Source organism: Halobacteriovorax sp. RT-2-6 (genome assembly GCF_047085025.1).
Classification (GTDB): Bacteria; Bdellovibrionota; Bacteriovoracia; order Bacteriovoracales; family Bacteriovoracaceae; genus Halobacteriovorax_A.
Genome location: NZ_JBKIYH010000001.1, coordinates 1,410,345 through 1,433,514, shown reverse-complemented (window position 1 = coordinate 1,433,514; position 23,170 = coordinate 1,410,345). Strand labels below are relative to the sequence as shown.

Below are 23,170 nucleotides of genomic sequence, written 5' to 3'. Positions count from 1 at the left end.
TTTTATCTTGATAATGCTTTAATTAGTGTTGCAAGAACTGACTCTTGAAGCTTTGTTATTTGACCAATATTGGCCATAATAATAAATGGACTCTTTAGAATATTTCCACAAATAGTTAATTCACCCTTTTCTTCACTGTATTCTACAATTTGAAAAGCATTTACGAATTCTTCTTCAAAGTGTTTCATTAATTTTGCTTCAAACTCTTTTCCCTTAACTGGGTTTGGTTTTTTGTCCCCATCAATCGTTATGTGAACGAGTGCCTTTTTATCGCTATTTTTTGAAACGTCTTCGATATCATTATAGATAAGCTTTAGATTATTAGCACCTAGGTTGATTTTGAAAATATGCCACAGTTCTTCGAAAAAGGCAGTTCTATCATTTGGCCAAAGAGCTTTTAGGTGATCCACTACTTCGAATAGCTCTTCTAGTAGAACAATATTATTTTGCAAAATCCAGTTACTTGAAATCTTATCAAATACTTGTTTTAGTTTATCGTTTGATTCTGCTTCAAATTGTTCAGAGCTTTCAAAAAAATTATTTCCTTCATGTAGTGGTGTGTACTTTGATTCTTTCTTTAGAAAGTTATGGACAACCTCTTCTTCTAATAATTCAGGAGAATAAAAGATGCAGTCAAATTTCTCTTCAGATACTTCTGACACGTCAGCAATCTTGCTTTTTGTGTTGCTATTTAAATCTCTGATAATAATTTGATTCTGATTTTTAATAAAACCAATCTGGCGTTGCATTATGTCCCCTCTGTGTGTCCTATTGCAAAATATTATCGAATTAGTCGAGCATACGTCAATCTTCTAGGCCCTCGAGGATATTGTTTGTCGCTGTTTTTGACGAAATAGGGGAATAAAAGAGCATGGGGATGTTGGAATTTGAACTCGATGATATAATTAACATATGTTGTCATTAAAATTGATGATTGGCCTATGTCCGATCTTATTATTTTCAACAAATAGTATTGCTCAGGATGCCTGGCTTCTCGATGATTTTTATACACAAGGTAGCAAAAAGGAAGAGAAGAAGAGAGCTAAAACTCATTACAAGAAAAATTCCGCACTTTACCAAATTGATATAAATGGCGACATTGTAAGAGAGTATATTGGAACCTCAATTGTTGATGGTATCCCGACTTTACAGATTTATGATGTTCAAAAAAGATTAATTTTTAGTTATCGATTTCCAATTTCAGGATTTAATTCTCACATCTATCGAATTAAAAGAAGAAAGATTTCAGAAAATAAAACAGCAACACTCTTCTACCAATTTAATGGTAATACTAACTATATCAATACATATGGTTCTTCCAATTTATGGGGTATCGTAGTTGAGAATGGAAAATTAGATAATATTAAAATTCATAACTTCGGACAAATTTGGCAAGAGAACAAAGATAATTATGGCCTTTATAAGAGGGCACATTTAGTTAACTTTATGGATGTTAATAATGATGGACAACTAGATGTCGTTATCTCTAGTGGTTCAGTCTATAAGGCTTACTCCCATGTTAATGGGAGTAAGTGGTCTCAAACATATAAAAAATAAATTGGTTCTTTTTTAGGATTTTTACGAAGCTTTCTTAACTTCGTCTTTCTCTTTTGTACTTCTCTTATCTGAGAGGTGAGTTACATTTGAATGATCAGTAGTCTCTTCACGCTTTAGGTTATTAGCGTAAGAATCTTTGTTCGCTCTGAAGAATGTATAAGCACTAACTGCAATTGGAAGTAGAATAAAGAAAAGGTAAAGTAAGCTTTCTGAGGCATTACTTTCTGTATAACTTTCTACTTTTAAAAGTTCTGGGCTATGTACTCTTTCTGTTTTTGCTGTAGAGGGTTTTCTCGTTGGAGAGAAGTCATATCCTTTTGCTTTTGAAGGTTCAACTTCTTTATATTCTTCGATTGAAGAAGTATATGTATCTTCTACCGCTGGTTTTCTTGCAAAAGAAAATTGTGACGATAAATACATTAATGAAATTGCGATAATTAACTTACTCATTATTTTCTCCATCCTAGAAGTGACCAGGGCCACCTTAGTATTTTACCACCATTTTAAAAGCAGTTTGAGATGGTAATCTTTGACCATCAGCTAATCATACTTATCGGCTAACTTTTGTAGGTACTTAAAATTGCGGAAAAAAAAAGAATGAACAAACTAAAATTCAGGGATTTATAACCGATGAATATATATAGGAATCGATGAAAAGAAGAGAAAGGGAGTCAGGTATTCGTACCTGAATAGCAAATGAAAAAATATATGAACGCCGTTAGGCTCGATCCTGACAAAATTGAAAAAGACTTTCTTGAATTTTGTAAGACATTCGTACTTCGCTTAATTGCCTCAATTTTTTTATTTAAAAAGAGAAAAGGAGAAGTACTGGCCGGTGCAACAACTTTCTTTACGATCTTAAGTTTTGGCCCGGCGATCATGATTCTTATCTCAATTATTGGTGCTTATCTAGGTGATAGTGATACGGCAAAAGAACATATCATTTCAATGATCTTTTCAAATTTTCCACAAATTGATACTTCTGTCTTAAATGCTATTAAGCATCTAGTAGAAGAGCAGGTAAAGGGCTCATTTGTGGACTGGCATCAGCTTGGTCTTTGGTTCTTTGCTTGTTTAGGTATTAGTACTTCATTTATTTTTGGAATTAATACTCTTTCAAAAGTGGATATTGACGGAGGAATGATTCAAGATGATCTAAGATCTGCTATTTTTGGTGTTGTCTTAGCTCTCTTTTTTCTAATCGTTTCATTTTTGATGGAAAAGAATGTGATTGTTGGTTTGTTATCAAATGTAACAAAACACTCAAATGAACTTTATTATCTTATTGAATTACTCTTGTTACCATTTACAATTACAACCTTTGCTCTTGTATATAAGGTCTCAGCACAAATCAAGGTTAGCTATAAAGATGCGCTCTGTGGTGCATGCGTATTTGTTATGTGCTTCTTCATCGGCAAATCGACTTATTGGGTTTATCTTAAGTATTTTAAAGATGATTTAGTTAGTGACTACGGAAGTTTTTATAACCTACTCGTAGCAATGATTTGGGTTTATTATATTATATGTTCCTTCTATTTAGGGGCCTGTTATACTTATGTGCCTAAGATTAAGATTTTCGATGGCAAGAAAAGAGGTAAGCGTTGATTAAAGAAGATGTCATTCTATTGATGTGCCATGAAATATGTGAGGATTTACATATTGATAAGGTACTTCGAAAGAATTTCTTTGCTTATTTCTATTCATGGTCTTTTAGCTCCTATAATCAAGTTGAAAAAATTATTAATGAAATTGATGAAGATCAATCCTTTTACAATCGATGGAAAAGCTCATTCAAATATATCAATGCTAAGTTTACTTATGAGGAAAAGAAGCAGATTTTCTTTCGCCTTTTTGACGTATTTAGTACGAAGATTAGAAATAAGAAAGCGCCAAATGTATTACGTGAAGCTTATGAACATCTAGAGATTAAAGAAGAAGATCTTGAATATATCAGAGATGGATTTTATCGTACCCATTACTTTAATAGAGCAGGACTTAGAGATTACTCAAATGCCTTATTGTTCTCATTAATGATCTCATATTCTAATGATGGTGTTTTGGATCAAGCTGAATTTGAAAGCCTTCGAAATATTTTACGTCATATTAGTGGACACATGCCAAAGGTTCCAATCCATTCATTTGATATTAAGAATGTTTTGGCAGTAAATGCATATTCTAAAGATGAAATTCTAAAGATGCGTAATGAAGTCATTGCCGCTGTAAAGTCTGATGGCGAAGTAAATAAAAAGGAAATTGCAGCTGTTAAATCAGTTATTAAGAAGATGCATCTCGGTGAGTTTCACGACGATAGCTGGAAAGTTGTTTCTCCATTTATTTCTTTGATTGTCCTTCTCGCAGATCACGAATTAACTGAAAAAGAAGAAGAGTGGTTTTTTGATAACTACGATGCGAACTTCGTCGTTAATAATATAGAACAGGTATTTTGGCTCTTTAGTGTCCTTATTCAAGTACCAACTGTCTTTAAGAAAAATCGTAAATTTATACGTAAAATATGGCACGAAGAGAAACCGCTTTACGATATGGCCAATATGCTCTTTCTAACTTTTGCGAAACACTTCTTAAGATTAGATGAGAATAGACTGACGACTTTTTCTGATTTTATTAAATCTGGAAGAAAGAAAGGGATTGTTGAGGGTATCGATGAAATCTTATCAGGTAAGGTCGTAGAAGAAGAGATTCTTCTGATAATTAATCTTGTTTTAAATGATCGTTATGACCTTGAAAAAATCAATGGCTTTTTAAATAAGAAGTACATTGAAAGGGTTTTCAAAGGTATTAAGAAAGAAGATTCAAAGCTTAAGTATCTTGCAATTTGCCATATCTTATTTGCTGATGAAACTATTGATGGGAATGAGTACAAGGCCCTTTGGGAAGCATTTGCTACATCGCGATTAAACCCTCAGATGCTCCAATCTGTTATTTATGATTACTCGATCAGTAGAATGAAGGTATATAAAATGGATGATTACCATGAGTACTTAAACTCGGGGAAATTCTATCGAGCTATCTAAGGCTTTTGTTAAATAATCTCATTTTAAAATCTACACCCATAATTTCCATAGGCTTAAGATCAATCCAAATATTGTCACCAGATAGTGGCTCACTTGAAAAGATTAGATGGTTTACAAAACCTGTCTTAGTTGGTGCCTCACATTCTGGGGAAAAACTACTGCAGGTATCTCGATCGAGACATTTATTCTTATATGTAGAATAGTAAAGCTTTTTACCACCATTAAAGGCAAGCATAAGGTTTCCATTTGTTAAGATAAATGAAATGAAGTTATCTGTTGGTGGAGCTTTTGGATCAAAGTTCAATTCGCCAATAATTTCAATAAGCTCATCAATTGCACTGTTGATAATATTTGTGACAAATTCGATATCAATTTCTTCTTCACTTAAGTTGATCTCTTTTGAGATCTTTGAAAGGAGAAAGTAGAAGAGAACCTCACTGTCAGTTGTCCCTAAAATAAATTTTTGAAAATACTCTGGGATATGTGAAAGAATCTTGTCACGACACTCATCAAAATTTTTAATATTTCCATTGTGTGCGAAGGTCCAATGCCCATATTGAAATGGGTGAGTGTTAAGAATATTAGTCTCTCCAATGGTGGCCTTTCGAATATGTCCAAGTACGGTTTGTGATGAAACTACACCAGAAACCTTTTTGAAAATCTTATCTTCGAGTGCAGCACAAGTAGATTTGATAATATGCGGTGAGTTTCTTACATAGTAGGCAACGCCCCAACCATGTGGGTGTTCTCTACTTTGTACCTCAAGGGCATTGTCAGCCTGAACAAGGCTTTGGTGAACTTGACTTAATATAACTGATCTAAATCCAAATAATCGACACATAGAAAAAATTCCTTCTATGTGTCTGATCGGATTTATCTAATAAAATTTAAAGTTGAACGAACATTTCTTTTAATAGACTCAATTTTTTCCTCTTCAGAGAAATTGCAGACCTTTTCTTTCATGAGTTTGATAAAAGAAGACTGGGCAACAAGAGAGATAATGATGATATTATGCATGATATTTCTAGCGGCCCAGATGAGCTTTTCTTCATCACCAGAATAATTAATTTCTTTCTGAATCAGTTCCATTAAAACATGTGTCCCAGGAGGCCCCATTGGTTCCTCTAGGCATGTTGGAGGCATAATTGCTTCATCCAGTGGAAGTGTATTCATAAGAAAGAGTTTCATGGAATTAAAGAAAGTATTACTTTCATCCATGAAGTATTTGTAGATTTCAATGGCCAGGTCTTCAGTTGAAGAAATCTGTCCTTTGATCTCGTCTAGCTTATCACGCATACGTAAAACGTTTTCATTTAATACTTCTGCATAAAGTCCAGCTTTTGATTTAAAGTGGTAATTTATTGCAGAAACATTCGCATCTGCTTCCTTTGCAATGTCACGAATTGAAGTATTATCATAACCGCGGTCGGCAAAAAGCCGACTCGCAGTTGCTAAAATTAAATCTCTAGTTGTCTTGCTCATTATACTTCTACCTCTTTCGTCTCTACGATCTCAGTAGGAGCTTCTTCATTATTTGATTGAGCTGTGTTTCCTTTCTTGAAAATCTTATTCGAAATTCTATCCGTAAACTCAACAAAGTCTTCAATAATTGCGTAAGCACATGGAATGAAGATAAGAGTCATAATTGTTCCCGAAGTTAGACCCCATGCCATCGACATCGTCATTGGAACAAGCATGGCATCTGAACCACCAATTCCGTAAGCTGTCGGTAATAGTCCCGATACAGTCGTAAGAGAAGTAACAAGTACAGCTCTCAAACGTAAGCCAGAAGCTTTAACAAGAATTTCATTTAAACTAAGTTTTCCTTCTGCTCTTAACTCATCAATGAAGCTGATTAGAACAATACCTGAGTTTACGATAATCCCAGCTAGACCAATAATACCAATTAAGGCAAGGAAGCTGATTGGACGTGAACGATCAGGGTAACCACTAAGGATTGGCGTCGCAAAGGCAATTGAGAAACCAATAAATCCAAGAGGGATTGTCATCATAATAATCATTGGACGAAGAAAACTCTTAAACAGGAATACAAGAATTGCAAAAATAGCAATAATTGCAAGGACACCTGCTTGAGCGAGTGACTCCAGTGATTCTTTCGTACTTTCTGCGGCACCACCAAAGCGTAGTGAAACACCTGGATATTTAGCTGAAACCTTATCAAAGATCTGCTTTAGCTTGATATTTGCCATTGCAGATGTCGCATTAATATTATCAACAGAGCCAATTAGTGTTTTAGACCTTTTGAAGTCATAACGCTTAACATTTGGAGTACCATTCTCTTTACGAATTTTGGCAAATGACTTTAGTGGAATAAGGTTTCCACGATTATCCATAACTTGAATGTTAAGGATATCATTTGGTTTACCTCTAAGTGCTTTCTTAAAGCGTACTTCAAGGTCTACATCCTTATTATCTAATGTAACAGTACTTGCAATACTTCCTGCGATAGCTGCTCTAATGGCCGTACCAATTTGAGAAGCTGATACACCTAGCTGATCTGCACGAACATAGTCGATATCTACGTAAACTTCTTCATCACCGTATACATCATCAGTTTTTAGATCAAGAATTCCATCGATCTTTCCTAGCTCTCCTGAAATCTCACCAATGATTGCATCAAGTTGATCAAAACTATTTGCTCTGAATGTACCTTGAATATCTTCACCAACAGGTGGACCGTTAACTTGAGATTCAAATGTTAATGACTTAAGTCCTTCAACTTTAATTTCACGAAGTTTCTTAAGCATCTGCGTTTCAGCAATATTAAATTTAGCATAATCATTTACGTAAATGAATAGTAGACCTACGTTATTACCTTCTTTATCTTTTGGATCAGAGAAACCAATAGCAGCTTTCCCCGAGAAACCAACGATATGCTTAGCTTGGTCACCGATCTTTTCTTTGATCTTACGACTTACTTCAAGCATATATTCTTCTGTCTTCTCAACAGGAGTTCCTCTTTTAGCTTCAAAGCGAGAAAGGTAAATTTCTGTTTGATCTGCTGGAAAGAGAATAAATTTATTACCAACGGCCATGAAAACAAGTGAGCCGATAATAATAGTTGTAAAGAAAAATGCTGAAATATAGCGGTGTCTAATCGCGATAGTCATTAACGATTCAAACTTTGCTTGAAACTTAGTAAACCAGTCTGCTTTCTTTTCTGTACCAGTCTTCTTTGCTGAACCTGAGTACTTTGCAAGTCTCATTGGAAGTAAGAAGAATGATTCAACTAATGAAAGAATCAGAGAAACAGTTACGATGATTGGAATCGCCATAATAAATTGTCCCATGATCCCTTTCGTTACTAGCATTGGGATGAAGGCCGCAATCGTTGTCATCGCTGTTCCCGTAATTGGAAGCCAAAGAGACTTAACACTTGAAAGGGCTGCTTCTTTAGCACTATATCCTTCTTCATTCATTAGACGAGTGAAGTTTTCACTGATAACAACACTGTTATCAACAAGCATACCTAGAGCAATAACTAGCGCTAGAACTGTCATCGCATTTAGTGTCAGTCCATAATCTGGCATAAATCCAAGAGTACCGAATACAGCAAGTGGTAGAGACATACTTGCTAGAAGTCCAATACGTCCAGGAAGAAAGATAAATAAGAAGAAGATTACAAGCAGTAGACCTGAAACTGCGTTGGAAGCTAGTACTTCAAGTTTGTTAACAACTTTTAATTCTTCGTTGTTGTATACATAGAACTTGTACTCAGGATAGCGTTTTTCAAACTTCTCCATATGAGCTTTAATCTCTTCAACCATCGCGATTGTGTCTTCACCTGATTTTTTAGAGATTGTGATAAGAGTCGCTTCTTCACCATTGTATGAAGTGATTACTTTCTTTTCTTCTTTTCCATCGATTACTTGAGCAACATCTTCTAAAAAGATATTTGCCCCAGAAAAGTTCGAACGAATAAGAATATTTTTAAGCTCTTCAACATTTCTAACTTTTGCTTCAATACGAACAAGTTTTTGGTCATTGTCAGTTTTAAGTGTACCACCTGGAACGTTCACATTTCTAAGACGTAGTTTATTTAAAACCTCGTCGATACCAATGTGTTGTCTTTCAAGTTTTTGAAGATCAAGAATGATTTCAAATTTTCTCTTTGCAAAGCCATCAAGTGTTACGCCTTTTACGGCCTTGATATCTTCAATATCTTCTTTAAGAATATCTGCTACTTCATCTCTTTCTCTTACGTTGTTTGGTCCAACAAGAGCAATTTGATAAACTGGAATTTCATCCGAAGCAATTTCTTGGAAGAGCGGTGCATCTTGTAGATCTTGTGGAAGATCAGATACACGATCGACTGCCTTTTGTAGATCACTCATTACATCATCAACACTGTCAACATTATCCATATCAACGCGGATGATAATTTTAGATAAACCTGCTTGAGAAGTTGACTTAACGTCCTTTACTCCAGAAACAGTTCTAATTTCATCTTCAATCGGTTTTGTAATTTTAATTTCAATATCATTTGCTGAAGCACCATCATAAATTGTCGTTACGACTGCTGTAGCAAAAGAAACTGTTGGGTATGATTCTGATGTCATTTTGTTTAATCCCATTAATCCATAGATTAAAAGGAAAAACGTAACAACGATCGTAAACTTATGATTCTCTATAAAGAATTTTGATAATTGATTCATAGCTTAACTCTTCTATTTAACTTACACGGTGTTTGGTTGAAAACTGTGAAGTAATTGATAATAGTTTCTATTACTTGATACTTTGTACTAACTTCATCAAGATTTGAGTTTAAAAGTTGGTTCTCATCGATCAAGAGGTCTTGTGATGTAACACGGGCCTGTTTAAACTTTCTCTTAGAGTCTTTTAATGTTTCTCTTAGGTGAACTTCATTTCTTTTTTGAGCTCTAATAACATTTTGTAGTGTTAGTACTGATCGAAGTGTTTGTGCATGGAACGCATCGAGCTTTCCTTTCACTTCTTGTGCTTGAGCAAGGTTTTGACGTTTGATAATTTTGTCTTGAATCTCTCTTGTCTTATCCTTTTCTCCACCAATCGGCATAGTCCATTGAATACCAACTGAAAAACGATTATCTCCATTGTCAGTCATTTCTTGAAAACTATTTGAGTAACTATACTCTTTTCCAACAACTTCAAATTGAGTCGTTAGTTTTAGATCCGATTTGTCGTAGTTATTATTAACTTTTTGAGAAAGTTCTAAGTCTTTTTGAAGAAGTCCAAGAACTTCATCATATTCAGTGTACTCAAGAGGTAGGGAAGACGAGTGTTGAGCAATAGTTTGAGTACAACCCATAACTTCTTCAACCGTACTATCAAGATCATAAGATTCTAATTGTACTGTCTTACCACCTAGCTTTTCAGGAAAGAGAGACTTAAGTGTTTTAAGTAATTCATTTCTTTCAAACTCAAGTAGATATAGCTGGCCATTACGAGCTTCAACTTGAGAGCTAATACGTGAAAGATCACCTTTGTCAGCGATATTACTGCGGTATCTCTTCTTTGTGTCTTTTTCTAGCTCTTTTGTTGTTTTTAGAAGTGCCTTAGCAATCTTAGTTGATTCGTTATTTGCTACAATTTTCCAATATAGCTTTCTTACTTCCTGAATAAATGCATGTGAAGAAATTGTTCTTTGTCTCTTTGCAATCTCTTCTTGAACCATAAGGCTTGCGTCCTGTGCTCTTGAAGTTGAACCTAGGAAATCCTTGTAGATATCTAAAGCTAAGAATGCACCTGCAGAAGAAGTCGTTCCATCTTTTACGAAATTATTTGAGTATTGATTTGCATTAACCAAGACTCCGTAAGAAAGACCGTATTTAGAATTCTTACTTAATTTCATTTGGAAATCTGCTAGTGGAGAGGTTACCGGAATAAACTGTGCAAAAGATTTCTCTTTCGTTTCTTGATAATTAGCTTGAGCATCTAATTTGAAACCAAAGTTTTCATCATACTTTGCTCTTTCTTGTTTCTTGGCAAGTTCCTCTAATGAGATCCTTAATTGATTAAAGTTTTCTTCCTCGGCCCAGGCAATGAGCTTATCCTCACTGAGCAGGACAGGAAGGGAATTGGCCCAACTAAATGAAGTGCCAGTAATCAGTACCATGAGGACTGAGAAGTTGAGTCCGTGGCGTAAGTACTCTTTCATAATAAAATTACTCCCTTATATATTCAAACAATTGTTTGATTCAAACGCTTGTTTGAAATTTACTATAATTTGGTTTAACTGCCAAACACTTTTATGGCCGAACATTTTCACTTTATAAATGAACATTGTTGCCTAGCGATAAGCTTAAGTTGAGCTTTAGGATATAATGGTGATAGAGAGTTAGCCGTGACCAGGAGGTCGAGCTGAATTATCCACAAAGAGCCCTTGAAACTTTTAAGAAATACTCACAATTAAATGAGTTTAGAGAGTTTTATATTTCTGTCTATAGGCGCCTACAAAAGAGGGCGGGCCCAATTGAGAGGGTTCAGCTTTCTCATGAAATCATTGATCATTATACGAATGAAGCTAAGTCAGATCCTGTTGCCGCAGCAATGATTTCTTGTCGGAAGGGTTGCTCTGCCTGTTGCCATACTCAAGTATCCGTAAATAAAGATGAGGCGGAGCTGTTGGCCACGCGAATTTTGGAAGATGGAATAAGGGTTGATGTTGAATTACTGGCGATCCAATATGCTGCAGGAAATGATTCTGCTGCTTGGTTTTCAATTCCTTATAAGCAAAGGGGCTGTGTATTCTTAGATGATAAGGGTACTTGCCGTGTTTACTCAGATCGACCTAGTGTGTGTCGCACGAATTATGTCATAAGTGATGCAAAACATTGTGATACATCAAATGGTGAGTTTGCTACGATTAGAATCCTCAAGACTAGTAAGGCCGATTTTGTAACGATGGCGGCTTTTAATCTCAGTTCGCAAGGTGGCGCATTACCTCAAATGCTTGTTGAGTCTCTAAATAAATTAGGGGAACAAAAATTATCTAAATCAATGAAGAAGAACTTCAAGAAGAATAGCTTTAAAAGGCTAAAAGAGCTTTTCATTAGTGGTGCGATGTAATAAAAATATTTCATGCACTGTCCATTATGTCATAGTAACTCAATTCATTTATACGCGAATACTTTAGGTAGTGATTATTTTGAATGTAAGAATTGTTCTTACGTTTTTAAAGATCGTTCTAAATTGCTTAATAGTGAAATTGAAAAATCTCGCTACGATACTCATGAAAATAATTGTGAAGATCAAGGATATATTGATTTCTTGAATCGATTAATCCTGCCTTTAAGTGAAAGATTATCTGAAAATAGTCGTGGATTAGACTTTGGCTGTGGACCAGGGCCTACGATTTCTAAAGAAATGAAAAAGCGTGGGCATCATGTTGAAGACTACGACATTTACTATGCAAATAGACCTGAGCTTTTGGAAAAACAGTACGACTTTGTTACTTCTACAGAAGTGTGGGAGCATTTCTATGAGCCAGCAAAAGATATTAAGAAGTGCTGGGATCTTGTAAAACCAGGTGGTCACTTAGGAGTGATGACTTACTTTATCCCTGAAGAAAAAGAGAAGTTCTCTAACTGGTGGTATCTACGTGACGAGACTCATGTTGGTTTTTACAACGAAGAAGTCTTTCGATATATTGCTAAGGAACTTGGGGCGAGCTTAGAGATTTTAAGTCGCCAGGTTGTTATTCTAAAAAAGGATTTATGATGAAAGTTTACGGAATAAAAAATTGCGATACTGTAAAAAAAGCTCTTAAGTACCTTGATGCAAAGGGTGTATCGTACGAGTTTATTGATTATAAAAAAACACCACCAACAAAAGATGATTTAAAGAGATGGGATGAAGCTTTTGGAGAGCTACCTGCTAATAAGCGTGGACCAACTTTTAGAAAAATTAAAGAAGAATTTGAAGGAGCAACAAAGGCAAAGCAAATTTCTCTTCTTGTTGAAAATTCATCTGCAATAAAAAGACCTATTCTAGAAAAAGGTAAGAAAACTCTAAGAGGATTCTCACAGGAAGAGTGGGATCAGTTATTCTAATATATGCTTAAAGATTTAAAAGACACAAATTCATATCGCATAAAGTGTATGGGCTGTTCAAGGCCCAAAACACTTTGTGTATGTAGCCTTATCAAAACATCTCAAATTCGCTCTAAGATTGTCATTCTTATTCATCCTATGGAAGCAAAGAAAGAGAAGCTGGGTACAGGTCGTATAACTCATACTGGATTAGCTAATAGTGAACTAATCATGGGGATTGATTTTACTAATGATAAGAAGGTGAATGATCTTTTAAGTGATGAAAGATATTATCCAATGGTTCTCTATCCAGGTGAAGATGCTCTTAATATTTCTGCACCTTCAAACAAAGACATTGAATTACTAAAGAATAAAATTCCTTTGATCTTTGTGATCGATGGGACTTGGCCATGTGCTAAGAAAATGATGAAGCTTTCAACAAATATCAATGAGCTTCCTCGAATTTCTTTTTCTTCTGATAAAGAATCAGCATTCCTCATTAAGCACCAGCCTCATAAGCAAGCACTTTCAACTGTTGAGTCTGTACACGTCCTAGTGAAAGAATTAGGTAAGTATGGAGTCGAGGAGCTTGATGGTAATGAGGATACGATGATTGATGCCTTTAAGGTTATGGTTCAAAAACAAATCGATATTGCCTCAGATCCTAATGTTCCCACTTATCGTGGACGTAAGATGGACAAGCAGAGGGTCGCTCTTGTGAGAGAGAAGAAAAACCGTTCATTTATTCTCAAATAACTCAATTTTTTGGCATTCCTAATCTTAGCTAAGTGGCTAATATTAAAGAGAATGCACTTAAGTTCCCGCTTTTTTAGGAACTCTTAAGGCCCTATAATAAAATATAAATTATTAAAGAGGGATTCTTATGAGAAGCTTAAACGTACTCAATAAATTATTAACGGCGACCATCATCTTCACGATGATTAATCTCAATATTGCAATTGATATCGAGCAAGCGCGCTTTAATATCACGGGCCAACAGGCGATGGCACAAAGTACACTTCCGAAAGAAGATCGTTCGATGTCAGGTGATGGTTCATTCAAATTAAAGAATGCACAAGAATCAGATAACGATAGTATGGCCCGCAAGCGTCAGCAAAATAGTGGGACCTATACGAAAGAAGAAGCAAGCGGTGGACTTGGAATTTTCAACAATCAACTTTTTGCTCCTCTTATTATGCTTACGATTGCATTCTTAGTTTCAAAAATCTGGTTATTCTTTAAACCAAGTAAGCCTTATGATGTTTATGCTGCCGCTTTAGGTGCAGGTATTTTATTAGTGAATGAACTAATGAGTGCCTTCAAACAAAATACTTCTCTTAAAGACCGAAAAGATCGAATTGAATATGAAGGACTTGATGAAGATGGACAAGTTGATGTTTCACAAAAACAAATGCTTGAAGAAGAGAAAGCGGCCCTAGAGGAAATCAAGGGGACAGCAGAAGATAAGTCAAAATATCAAAAAGCAGCTGCTGCGGCATTTGCTGTAGCATCTGGTATCGCATTTGTTCAAGGAAATAGTGAGCAAATCCAGGCACAAGCTTGTGCTGCTGCTGTAAATGCTAGAGCCAAGTCACTTATTGCCCTTCAGGCAGGCTCTGTTGCTTGTATGGATCCATCAGCTACTGATACTCAAGTCTATACAACTGCATGTGAAGCAACGGCCGTTACTACAGAGGCAATTGAGGCATTGAAGTTAACTCCAGGTGAAACAAAAATTCAGTATTCAATGTTAGTGGAGTTAATTAAAACGAAAGAAGCAAGTAAGAATACTTGTGACTTAGGGGCGGATGCAAAGTCTAAGCAAGCGAAAACGGTATGTCAGGCTAACTTAAATGCCGCTCAATCTGCATCGCCAGTTTCAGCCGCACTGGTTACAAAGTACTCTGTTGCTTTAGGGAAAATTTCGGCGGCATCAAGTGCGCTTGTTGGAACTAAAGCTGCAATTGAGTCAGCTTGTGTTAAGCACACAGAAGAAACAGTGAAGAATTCAGGTGAATCTTCTGAAGTTAAAACTCTAACAGAACTGTCATCTAGTGCAAAAGCAGGTTTCTACGCATCTCTTCTTTCCCTGTTAATTAGTAAAGCTCAAGCCGGTAACTATGGAAGTCTAATTGGTGCCCTTGGTGGATTAATTGCTGCTTATAAATTACCTGTAGGTACTGCAATGGATACGTTTATGCTTTCAAGTATAAAAAGAGGGACTCTTTGGATTGCAATGAGTGGTACTTCTCTAGCTTCAGCAAAAGCAATGGAGAGTGAAGCGGATGCGATACAAAAGAATATTGATAAGATCGATGCTATCTTAGCAAAGTTTAGATCTGCTGATTCTGTGACTAGTGCTCAAGCAAAGACTCTACAAAAGAAAACGACAATGCTAAGTGCTTATACTCCTCAGCAAATTGGTGAACAAGTTGAATGTATTGGTGGTCTTCCAAAAATCGCGACTAATAACGGTTCAAAGGCGTGTCCAAACGCTAAAAAGTATATTGTAAGTGGAACAGATAAGTTAAATACTGCTGGATTTAGTATGCCTGATAGCTTAGTGGGATCACTTGTAAATGCTGCAAACGGTATTCAAGATACTTCATCTGTTTCTCCAACTACGCAAGAGGCTTTTGATGCTCTTGGTTCATCTGCCAACGCTCTAAATAAGAAAGCAAATGCAGTTATGAAGAAAACACTAGAGCGTGCACAGAAGGCGAATAAGAAGAAGCCTGTTGCTAAGAACTTATTAGCTTCTTTTGGAAGAAAGTTTGGAGGCTTAAATAAGAGAGCAGGTGGAACAGGTGGCCTGATGTCTGCACTTCCATATCTTTCTCAACCAAACCAAGGTTCTAACTTTGGTAATGATGATGAAGAGGAAGAGCTACAAGATGGGCTAGCAGTTGATGCAAAAGGTGGGAAAGGTCTTGATGCAGCTGGCGCGGCCAATAATGGTGGTTTTAAATTTGACTTTGGAGAGGGAGCTGCAGATCAATATGCGCTTCAGAAGAATTCTGAATTTGCTGCCAATGCTGATGCCGTTGCTGCAATGGAAGAAGATGGTGAAGGTGAAATTATTGAAGATTCAAATGTCGATATTTGGCAGGCAATCTCTGTTCGTTATAAGAAAACAGCTTACGATAGATTATTAAAGCGAATTGAATAAGGCTAGAGGTCAATTTTTTTGATTCGCTTATCAATACCTAGATTTTTCTTACGATATTCTTCACCGAATTTCTTTGGACAATCGACTTCCTGATAAGAAAACAATTTCGTATCTTGGAAAAAGTAATGTGGTTTCTTTCCTTCATAAAACCATTGGGAATGAGACCACGAACTTACTTTGATTTCTGCTTCTTTACTCTTTTGATTAATAACGACATCATCCACTCTATAGATTGAGCTTGGAGAACGATTTGTTCCTGTGTAGCGATTATCTAATTCCTCTACACACGTATCAACATCATATGCCACATGATAGCTAGGTGAGCACGAAATAAAGAAAGAAATTGAAAGTAATGCTAGAGTGATTCGTTTCATGCACTACTTATCGTCAGCTCATGAAAATTCCTTTAACTGTCAAAGTTTCAATTAAGTAAATTTAATGGTTTAGACGATTAAATTAATTTAAATATCTTAAAAAGACACCCAGACCTAAATAAAAAGTGAAGTGAAACCCTAGCGATAGCAGATAGCCGCGATAGAAATATGAAATAAGGTAGGCAAAGAGCACTCCTCCTGCAATTGACGGCAAGATAAAGTACAAGGCCTTAAGTCCAAATACATAGAATAGAGGCAGGTGGATTACTGCAAAGAATATCCCAAAATATTTTACACTATCTCTTCGATTATAGAATTTTAGATAATGTTCAATGAGAATATTGATTAGTAATTGCTGAAAAATAATATCTGCTGATTTTGAAACAAAAACATTCCAACTAAAAAGTGGAAAGATTATTTTCGAATTAATGATTTCAAATTTCTTAATAATTGAAATTGGAAAGATGTAGTTAATTGAAAGCGCCATGGCCAAGAAGACTATGATTACTAGCAAGTAAGACTTTACGTGATCTTTCGAAATTTGAATTGAATTCGTTAAGTAATTGAAGATCAGGGCACTTGCAATGAAGAATGCCGAAGTGGCGGCCCAACCTGAATCATAGTCAATTCCATATGGTTTAAAGACTAGATTAATAATACCCATGATTAGGATCCAAAAGCATCCCACGATAATAGTAAATTTAAGAGATTGTTGTTTCATAGAAAGTCGTCGAAATAAATGGCGCACTCGTCAGGATTCGAACCTGAGACCGTTCGCTTAGAAGGCGAATGCTCTATCCAGCTGAGCTACGAGTGCGTACAGTGACTTTGTGTTCAGTTAAAATAATGGCACTCGCCACATTTGTCAATATAAGATGTAAAAATGTTGAAGAGATGGTAAAGTTTATAGAAAGTTTACACAGTGGAATTCTATGTCAGATAACGTATTAAAAGCTAAAATCATTCGCTCTCACCAGCGCGACTTCGATTGTCTCATCGATGAAACAAAGGAAGTAGTGAAGGCGACGGCACTTGGTAATCTCCTAAAAAAAGGAGAAACTCTAGTTGTTGGCGATAATGTTTGTTTAGATACGATAGCTGAAACTGGTGAATATATCATCAAGGAGGCCATGCCTCGTAAAAATGAGATCTTTAGAATTCTAGTCAGAACGTCAAAAAGAAAAGTTACTGCGGCCAATTGTGACTACTTGGTTATTGTTTCATCCGCTGCTAAGCCAAGATTTAAACGAGGAATTATCGATCGCTTTCTTGTGCGTGCTTTTCAGTGGGGTGTTGAGCCGATTATTGTCTTCAATAAGATGGATGGCTATGACCCAGAAGAATTTGATATTCAATATGAAATCCTGCGTTTGAAAGAGCTCGGTGTGAAGTATTTCGAGATTTGCGCCCTTGATAAGGACTATGAGACTCAATATCTTAAAGGTGGGATGAGTGAGTTTAAAGAGGCCCTAAAGGGGAAGACGGCCCTTTTTGTTGGCCAGTCTGGTGTTGGGAAATCACAAACGATTTCTTGTTTATCAGATGGCGAAGTTGAGCTAAAGACTAAGCAGGTTGGAAAAGTTGGAAAGGGTTCACATACGACTACTTGGTCTGAGATTGTGGATCTTGGGGACTTCTATCTTATTGATTCTCCAGGAATTCGATCATTTTCACTAGATGATATTGACCCAGATGATCTAATGGAGCTATTCCCTGATTTGGAAGAGATTGCTCGTCACTGCCAATATTCAAATTGTAATCATGAGCCAGAGAACCGAGGTTGTGCATTTTTTAGCGAAGAGTACGATCCTGAAACTGAAGAGGGTTTAATGGTTCACTCTAGGCTTGAAACTTATCAACTGATTCACTCAGAGATTTCTTCGACACCATTTTGGCAGAAAAAGAAAAAATATCGATAAGTATCTAAATTTATTTAGTTTTTAATATTTGGACCTTCTTGCCTAGCGCAAGTTTTATCTCTTATTTACCTCATGATTTATGCCTTTTTGACGATAAGTCAGACAGCAAAAATATCTGTAATAAGGGGTAATAATGTCTGATAACAAAGTAATCAACTTCCAAGCAAAGAGAGAAGAGAATATCGAGAAGAAGCGTAGAAGCTTTGAGCGTATTTGCTTTAATAACTTTATGGGAGCTTACTCGGTAATTGAGTCAGATGGTTATTCTTATGCAATCAATATGGTTGATATCTCTCATGATGGACTTTCTTTCAATGTTCCGTGGACAGATAAAACAGATGCAAAGCTAAAAGAAGGGGATGAGCTAAAGCTTAAATTCTATTTTACAAAAGGATCATATATCCCTGTTATCGTTAAAATTCGTCACAGCGCACTAACTCAAGGTGCTGACGGTGTCACTTATATGCAATATGGTTGTGAGTTCGATAAATCGATGCACTCGTTCAAGGCCATGGAGCAATTCATCAACTTTATTTATGCATTCTCTGAGTATTCAGTAGTGGATAATGGAGAGATGAAATCTCTTTTTATTTAATGGTATCTAATTGTCATTAAGCCTTTAAGCTTATAAGATCGGGCCATGAAAATCGCGATTTTAGGTAGTGATAAGAAGGCCCTTGCCGCTTATCGTTTTTTTGAAGACTTAGGTGTCCACGTTAAAATTATTGGTCAAATTCCAACAGACTCTCAAGCAGAGTTTAGGGAAATCGCCCACCGTAATGTGGAAGTGATTCGCGTTCATAAGCGCTTTTTATCGCCGAACTCTGTCTTGGAGAGTCGCTCTCGTATGGCCGATACTTTTCGCGTCGTTTTTAAGGTAAATGCTACAACTGAAATTGAACGCCAAAAATTAGAAAACCCTGAAGTTTTTGAAAAGCTTGGTAAAGATGTTCTTGAATCATTAAAAAATTCGATTGAATCTTTTGAAGACTTTGATTTTATCTGCTACTCAAATGAATTAACAATAGCAAATCCTATGGGTGCAGCTCAAGTTCATGCTCTTAATGAGCTTGCCCTTGCCGATGATGAAAGAATCACTTATCACAATGAACACCATGCTAGTCTTGAAGATATTAAAGCGACAAGAAATCTATGCTTAGTTGGAACTGGTATTGAGAATCTAAGGCTTCTAAGTCTAATAAAAGAAGATTATCTAAATGATCTAACAAAAACACTCCAGCTAATCACTGCTGAAGAAGTTCCTTTCGGGAATCTAACTTCAGCTCAGGTTAAAGAATATAAAGATGAAATTTCTCAATTTAGTGACCTTTTAGCAAAGGATCGCCAGCAATTTGACGAAGAGAAGAGAGAGTTTGAAGAAAAGATTATGCAGTGGAGATCTCTTGAGCCTCATATTAAGGCCAAAACTCCTACACCGGCTGAACCAAAGCCTAGGCTAATGATTTATAATAGTGCAGTCGTTTCTTCTGTTGATAAGCTTTTAGATCGTAAGGGTCTATTTGTTACGATTGAAGGCAGTGACCTACTTGGTGGAGCTGAACAGCTTAAGACTCTTGCTTGTGATCGAATTTGTGTTGATCAGGGTGTAAGTGTTGAGTCTAGTAAAGTTAGGGGCCTAGCAATGGATGAAGAAGGCTTCTATCCTCTTCATGCAATGACGTTAGATGAAATTAAAGAAAATATGTTAAGATATTTCTCTAAGCAATAATTAAAAAATAGGTTTTATATTGAGATTACTTTATATCGTATTCATATTAACACTTCTTTCTTGTACCACGACTGTTGATCGTGAGTATAAAAGAGTGCAAACAGATGAATACTATCGTGACTCGGGTGCTGCCGTTTATATGCTTCCAATTCTTCCTGAATGGAGAAACTTTTCAGGAGAAGGACAATGTAAACGCACAAGAGATATGAGATACTTAAATATTTTGAATCTAATGGATAGTTTCTCAATAGATCATCAAAGCGCTTCGCAAATACAATTTGCCTTTAATCGTATGTACTCTGAACGTGCGCATAATATGGAGAGAAGCCCAACTCTTAAAGAAGTTGAGCAAATCTTTTTTAGCGCTAATGATTTTGTAACGGCCACTGGTGGCTATATCAAGCTTCCAAAATTTAATCGAGTTAATATCATTTGGTTTGATAGCTATCGTGAGAATTTAGATCAGTTAAAAAAATTAATGTCCTCAAAATCAATGCTAGAAGGAAGACCTGTATTTGTCTCCCTGTGCCTGAATGATATTGAAGTGAAGGCTTCTTTAAAAGAAGCTAATGTAAATTTTGAAGGTGCCTACTTTGTCGACTATCGCTATCTAACTTACTATACGCCTAAGGGAGAGTTATCTTCAGAGGAAAGTTTTTATTTAGATCAATACTTAAGCGCAAGTGTAAAAGTACGCCGTGTTTATTCTCATAAGAAACGCCCGAATTTTATTAAGGGACGCTTTAAATATATAAATTATTAAGGAGTAATTATGTTCGGTTTTGGAACTAAGAAAGATGCCCACAAAGAGGATCTTGATCGTCTATACGCAAACTTTGAAACTAATATGGGAAATTTCAAAGTAGAGCTTTACGCAAAAGAATGTCCAGAAACAGTATGGAACTTTGCTAACCTTATTGAAGGGAGACAAAAGACTCCTGCAAAAGAAGGTCCTTACTATGATGGTCTAATTTTCCACAGAGTTATTTCTGGTTTCGTTATTCAAGGTGGATGTCCAGATGGGACAGGAATGGGTGGTCCAGGTTATAAATTCGAAGACGAATGTCGCTCAGACCTTCGCCACGATAGTGCAGGGATTCTTTCTATGGCAAATGCTGGCCCTGGAACAAATGGTTCTCAATTCTTCATCACTCTTGGTGCAACTCCACACTTAGATGGACGCCATACAGTGTTTGGTAAAGTTATCGAAGGTATGGATGTTGTTGAGAAGATCGGTGAGGTTCGCACTGGTATGCATGACCGTCCAATGCAAGATGTAGTTATGGAAAAAGTGACTATTGAAAGATAATTCGAAAGATAATTAGATACGGACCTTAACTCTAGTTAAGGTCCACTCTTTCAACCATTAGCTGAATATACTTATTTCCATTGAAGTAGTTTAGAGCAAGTGTGAAGTAGACATCAAGTTCAACACTTGGATCATTTTGGCGCTCATAAATTTCGTTCGGTGTAAGCGCTCCCCACTTAGACATATAATTAAAACTAATCCCTTTAAGATTAATTTTCTGATTTGTTATTGATGTAAAATTCCATCTAACGTGTACATCTTTTAGAAGATCAAAACTTTTAAGCTTTGCACCTTTTAATTTAAAGATTGGTTTTGCATTTCCCATTCCAAAAGGCTCAAGCGCATCTAGCCCTCTAAGAAGATTTGGATCAATTTCATCTGGAGTTATTTCAAGATCATAAAAATCTTGTACCGTTCTTTGGATCAAGGGAATTTCTTTTAACATTGCATTCATCGAAGTTTTAAATTTTTCCAGATTTTCAACTGGCATTGAAAGCCCTGCGGCCGCCTTGTGGCCTCCAAATTTTAAGAACAGATCGCGATGCTCATTAAGTAGGTGATAAATATCGAGATCACCTGCAGACCTTGCTGATGCTTTAATCACACCTTCATCTTCGGCATCACTGAATACGATGGCCGGAACTTTAAATGTTTCAACAAGCTTTGAAGCAACAATTCCGATAACACCTTCATGAAAGTGAGGAGCATAGACAATTGCAATGTCTAGTTCGCCATCTCTTTTAAGTTCGTCTATGACTTGTTCTTTTGCCTCTTCAAAGACTTCTTTTTGAATGGCCTTACGTTCTGTATTACAGTTAACAAGCTGGTGATAGTACTCACGTGCTTCGTTATAGTCTTTTGAGATTAAAAGTTTTAATGCTACTTCTGGGTGGTCTAATCGCCCTTTAGAGTTGATTAACGGGCCAACATTGAAAGATAGTTTTTCGCTTGGGATAATATCTTTTCCACGATCTGTTGGATCAAAGAAAGCCTTAATTCCTTCATATTGAGTGTTCTTAATAAGTCTCATTCCATGACGAACAAGTTTTAAGTTCATTGGACTTAGTGGTGCAAGGTCACAAATTGTACCAATCGCTACGTATTGAAGTAGATCATATACTGAAGGGATATCTTGTCCACGGGCCAAGAGCTTCTTTCTAATTTCAACACAAATCGCAAATGCTACACCAACACCAGCAAGTGGTTTCATGTCTGAATCTGCTGGCTCGTCTCGGCGCGAAGGATTTACAACAGCGATTGCTTCCGGCATTGTTTCGCGTCCATCTTTGTGGTGGTCGGTGATAATTAATTTTAGACCTTTCTCTTTTGCATAAGCGGCTTGCTCAACGTTTGAGATTCCACAGTCGACTGTGATCATTAGATCGATACCTTCTTCTATTGCACGATCAATTGAACAATTATGAAGTCCATAACCTTCAACAAAACGGGAAGGTTGAATGAGGTCTACTTCGAGATTTAGCTTTTGAAAAAATTGATAGAAGAGAGCACAAGAAGTCGTTCCATCAACATCATAATCACCATAAATGGCAATTTTCTCATTATTATCAATAGCTTTAATTATTTCATCTGCGGCAACATCAATATCAATGAGTGCTCCAAAGTTTGGTAGGGAATTCAGATCCCAAGATAGGAATTCTTGAATCTCTTGAGGTCCCATCTCTCTTTTAGCAAAGAGCCTTTGAACAACTGGATGTAAATTAAAATTCTGAGTAGCGTGTGTAGTGTTCTCCATAAGAGAACGATATCACGTTGGAACTTGATCGAGAATTAATAAAGTCTTACCAAAGTACGGTAATGCCTTTGATAATATCTTCTTCGTGCAGCTCGTTAACATCTGAAAACAATAGCTTAAAGTCTGAAGAGTTCTTTGCATGGACTTTATCAAAGTATTTTGTTGGTAAGAATGACTTTTTACAACTCTGACATTTTTGAACTTCAGTTGCGGTATCGTGCACATGGCCACAAACATGACATTTCTTGATAATTCTTTTCTTCGCAACTTCCATATTTATTTCTTTCATCATTCTAAC

At 36.2% G+C, this 23,170-nt stretch carries 23 protein-coding genes and 1 tRNA gene; 13 read left to right on the top strand and 11 right to left on the bottom strand.

Annotation, left to right across the window (positions count from 1 at the left end):
• Window positions 1–2: 2 nt before the first annotated feature.
• On the bottom strand, window positions 3–749 hold the full coding sequence (locus ACMAYS_RS06755) for a hypothetical protein (protein WP_103218969.1): 747 nt from the start codon (window positions 747–749) through the stop codon (window positions 3–5).
• Window positions 750–912: 163 nt separating this feature from the next.
• Between ACMAYS_RS06755 and ACMAYS_RS06750 the strand changes: the two genes are divergently transcribed.
• Window positions 913–1,557: a hypothetical protein gene (locus tag ACMAYS_RS06750; protein ID WP_412462979.1), complete on the top strand. Its 645-nt coding sequence runs from the start codon at window positions 913–915 to the stop codon at window positions 1,555–1,557.
• 21 nt (window positions 1,558–1,578) lie between these two features.
• Here the strand turns inward: ACMAYS_RS06750 and ACMAYS_RS06745 are convergent, their stop codons facing one another.
• Complete coding sequence (locus ACMAYS_RS06745) at window positions 1,579–2,007, bottom strand: hypothetical protein (protein ID WP_103218971.1); 429 nt, start codon at window positions 2,005–2,007, stop codon at window positions 1,579–1,581.
• Between the two features lie 258 nt (window positions 2,008–2,265).
• Here ACMAYS_RS06745 and ACMAYS_RS06740 point away from each other — a divergent pair, with 258 nt between their 5' ends.
• Complete coding sequence (locus tag ACMAYS_RS06740) at window positions 2,266–3,162, top strand: YihY/virulence factor BrkB family protein (protein ID WP_412462978.1); 897 nt, start codon at window positions 2,266–2,268, stop codon at window positions 3,160–3,162.
• Window positions 3,159–4,589: a hypothetical protein gene (locus ACMAYS_RS06735; protein WP_412462977.1), complete on the top strand. Its 1,431-nt coding sequence runs from the start codon at window positions 3,159–3,161 to the stop codon at window positions 4,587–4,589. The genes ACMAYS_RS06740 and ACMAYS_RS06735 overlap by 4 nt, the downstream gene beginning before the upstream one ends.
• Here ACMAYS_RS06735 and ACMAYS_RS06730 read toward each other — a convergent pair.
• The 4 genes from ACMAYS_RS06730 to ACMAYS_RS06715 are packed head-to-tail and all read right to left on the bottom strand — an operon-like array spanning window position 4,582 to window position 10,746.
• On the bottom strand, window positions 4,582–5,430 hold the full coding sequence (locus ACMAYS_RS06730; RefSeq protein WP_392990823.1) for a class II glutamine amidotransferase: 849 nt from the start codon (window positions 5,428–5,430) through the stop codon (window positions 4,582–4,584). The genes ACMAYS_RS06735 and ACMAYS_RS06730 overlap by 8 nt on opposite strands.
• Window positions 5,431–5,462: 32 nt before the next feature.
• On the bottom strand, window positions 5,463–6,071 hold the full coding sequence (locus ACMAYS_RS06725) for a TetR/AcrR family transcriptional regulator (RefSeq protein WP_103218975.1): 609 nt from the start codon (window positions 6,069–6,071) through the stop codon (window positions 5,463–5,465).
• Window positions 6,071–9,265 carry an efflux RND transporter permease subunit gene (locus ACMAYS_RS06720; protein ID WP_412462976.1) on the bottom strand — a complete coding sequence of 1,065 codons (3,195 nt, stop codon included), beginning with the start codon at window positions 9,263–9,265 and terminating at the stop codon, window positions 6,071–6,073. Before ACMAYS_RS06720 ends, ACMAYS_RS06725 begins: the two co-directional genes overlap by 1 nt.
• Entirely contained in the window at window positions 9,262–10,746 is a 1,485-nt protein-coding gene (locus tag ACMAYS_RS06715; RefSeq protein WP_392990827.1) for a TolC family protein, read from the bottom strand. Before ACMAYS_RS06715 ends, ACMAYS_RS06720 begins: the two co-directional genes overlap by 4 nt.
• A 392-nt stretch (window positions 10,747–11,138) precedes the next feature.
• Between ACMAYS_RS06715 and ACMAYS_RS06710 the strand changes: the two genes are divergently transcribed.
• The 5 genes from ACMAYS_RS06710 to ACMAYS_RS06690 all read left to right on the top strand — a co-directional run bounded on the left by ACMAYS_RS06710 (window position 11,139) and on the right by ACMAYS_RS06690 (window position 15,788).
• Window positions 11,139–11,657, top strand: coding sequence for a YkgJ family cysteine cluster protein (locus ACMAYS_RS06710; protein ID WP_412462975.1), 519 nt, complete (start codon window positions 11,139–11,141; stop codon window positions 11,655–11,657).
• A 12-nt stretch (window positions 11,658–11,669) separates the two neighbouring features.
• Window positions 11,670–12,308: a class I SAM-dependent methyltransferase gene (locus tag ACMAYS_RS06705; RefSeq protein WP_103218979.1), complete on the top strand. Its 639-nt coding sequence runs from the start codon at window positions 11,670–11,672 to the stop codon at window positions 12,306–12,308.
• Entirely contained in the window at window positions 12,308–12,640 is a 333-nt protein-coding gene (locus ACMAYS_RS06700; RefSeq protein WP_233189733.1) for an arsenate reductase family protein, read from the top strand. Before ACMAYS_RS06705 ends, ACMAYS_RS06700 begins: the two co-directional genes overlap by 1 nt.
• Window positions 12,641–12,643: 3 nt before the next feature.
• Window positions 12,644–13,375 (top strand): tRNA-uridine aminocarboxypropyltransferase, encoded by a 732-nt coding sequence (locus ACMAYS_RS06695; protein ID WP_103218981.1) that lies wholly within the window; start codon window positions 12,644–12,646, stop codon window positions 13,373–13,375.
• Between the two features lie 127 nt (window positions 13,376–13,502).
• Window positions 13,503–15,788 (top strand): hypothetical protein, encoded by a 2,286-nt coding sequence (locus ACMAYS_RS06690; RefSeq protein ID WP_412462974.1) that lies wholly within the window; start codon window positions 13,503–13,505, stop codon window positions 15,786–15,788.
• 2 nt (window positions 15,789–15,790) lie between these two features.
• On the opposite strand, the gene ACMAYS_RS06685 is transcribed toward ACMAYS_RS06690, so the two are convergent.
• The 3 genes from ACMAYS_RS06685 to ACMAYS_RS06675 form a co-directional block, all read right to left on the bottom strand.
• Complete coding sequence (locus ACMAYS_RS06685; protein ID WP_392990832.1) at window positions 15,791–16,162, bottom strand: hypothetical protein; 372 nt, start codon at window positions 16,160–16,162, stop codon at window positions 15,791–15,793.
• A gap of 82 nt (window positions 16,163–16,244) precedes the next feature.
• Complete coding sequence (locus tag ACMAYS_RS06680; protein ID WP_412462973.1) at window positions 16,245–16,883, bottom strand: hypothetical protein; 639 nt, start codon at window positions 16,881–16,883, stop codon at window positions 16,245–16,247.
• A 19-nt stretch (window positions 16,884–16,902) separates the two neighbouring features.
• Window positions 16,903–16,979: transfer RNA gene (locus tag ACMAYS_RS06675), tRNA-Arg, on the bottom strand.
• 115 nt (window positions 16,980–17,094) lie between these two features.
• On the opposite strand from ACMAYS_RS06675, the gene rsgA reads away from it, so the two are divergent.
• The 5 genes from rsgA (at window position 17,095) to ACMAYS_RS06650 (ending at window position 21,119) form a co-directional block, all read left to right on the top strand.
• On the top strand, window positions 17,095–18,081 hold the full coding sequence (gene rsgA, locus ACMAYS_RS06670) for a ribosome small subunit-dependent GTPase A (RefSeq protein WP_103218985.1): 987 nt from the start codon (window positions 17,095–17,097) through the stop codon (window positions 18,079–18,081).
• A gap of 133 nt (window positions 18,082–18,214) precedes the next feature.
• Window positions 18,215–18,676 carry a PilZ domain-containing protein gene (locus ACMAYS_RS06665; protein ID WP_103218986.1) on the top strand — a complete coding sequence of 154 codons (462 nt, stop codon included), beginning with the start codon at window positions 18,215–18,217 and terminating at the stop codon, window positions 18,674–18,676.
• A 45-nt stretch (window positions 18,677–18,721) separates the two neighbouring features.
• On the top strand, window positions 18,722–19,810 hold the full coding sequence (locus ACMAYS_RS06660) for a hypothetical protein (protein ID WP_392990836.1): 1,089 nt from the start codon (window positions 18,722–18,724) through the stop codon (window positions 19,808–19,810).
• A 19-nt stretch (window positions 19,811–19,829) separates the two neighbouring features.
• The gene (locus tag ACMAYS_RS06655) at window positions 19,830–20,573 is read left to right on the top strand and encodes a hypothetical protein (RefSeq protein ID WP_103218988.1); all 744 of its coding nucleotides are present in this window, start codon (window positions 19,830–19,832) and stop codon (window positions 20,571–20,573) included.
• A gap of 9 nt (window positions 20,574–20,582) precedes the next feature.
• Entirely contained in the window at window positions 20,583–21,119 is a 537-nt protein-coding gene (locus ACMAYS_RS06650) for a peptidylprolyl isomerase (protein ID WP_103218989.1), read from the top strand.
• Window positions 21,120–21,150: 31 nt separating this feature from the next.
• Here ACMAYS_RS06650 and recJ read toward each other — a convergent pair whose 3' ends face one another.
• Window positions 21,151–22,872 (bottom strand): single-stranded-DNA-specific exonuclease RecJ, encoded by a 1,722-nt coding sequence (gene recJ / locus ACMAYS_RS06645; protein WP_412462972.1) that lies wholly within the window; start codon window positions 22,870–22,872, stop codon window positions 21,151–21,153.
• A gap of 46 nt (window positions 22,873–22,918) precedes the next feature.
• Window positions 22,919–23,164, bottom strand: a complete 246-nt coding sequence (locus ACMAYS_RS06640) for a hypothetical protein (protein ID WP_021265840.1) — start codon at window positions 23,162–23,164, stop codon at window positions 22,919–22,921.
• Window positions 23,165–23,170 lie beyond the last annotated feature (6 nt).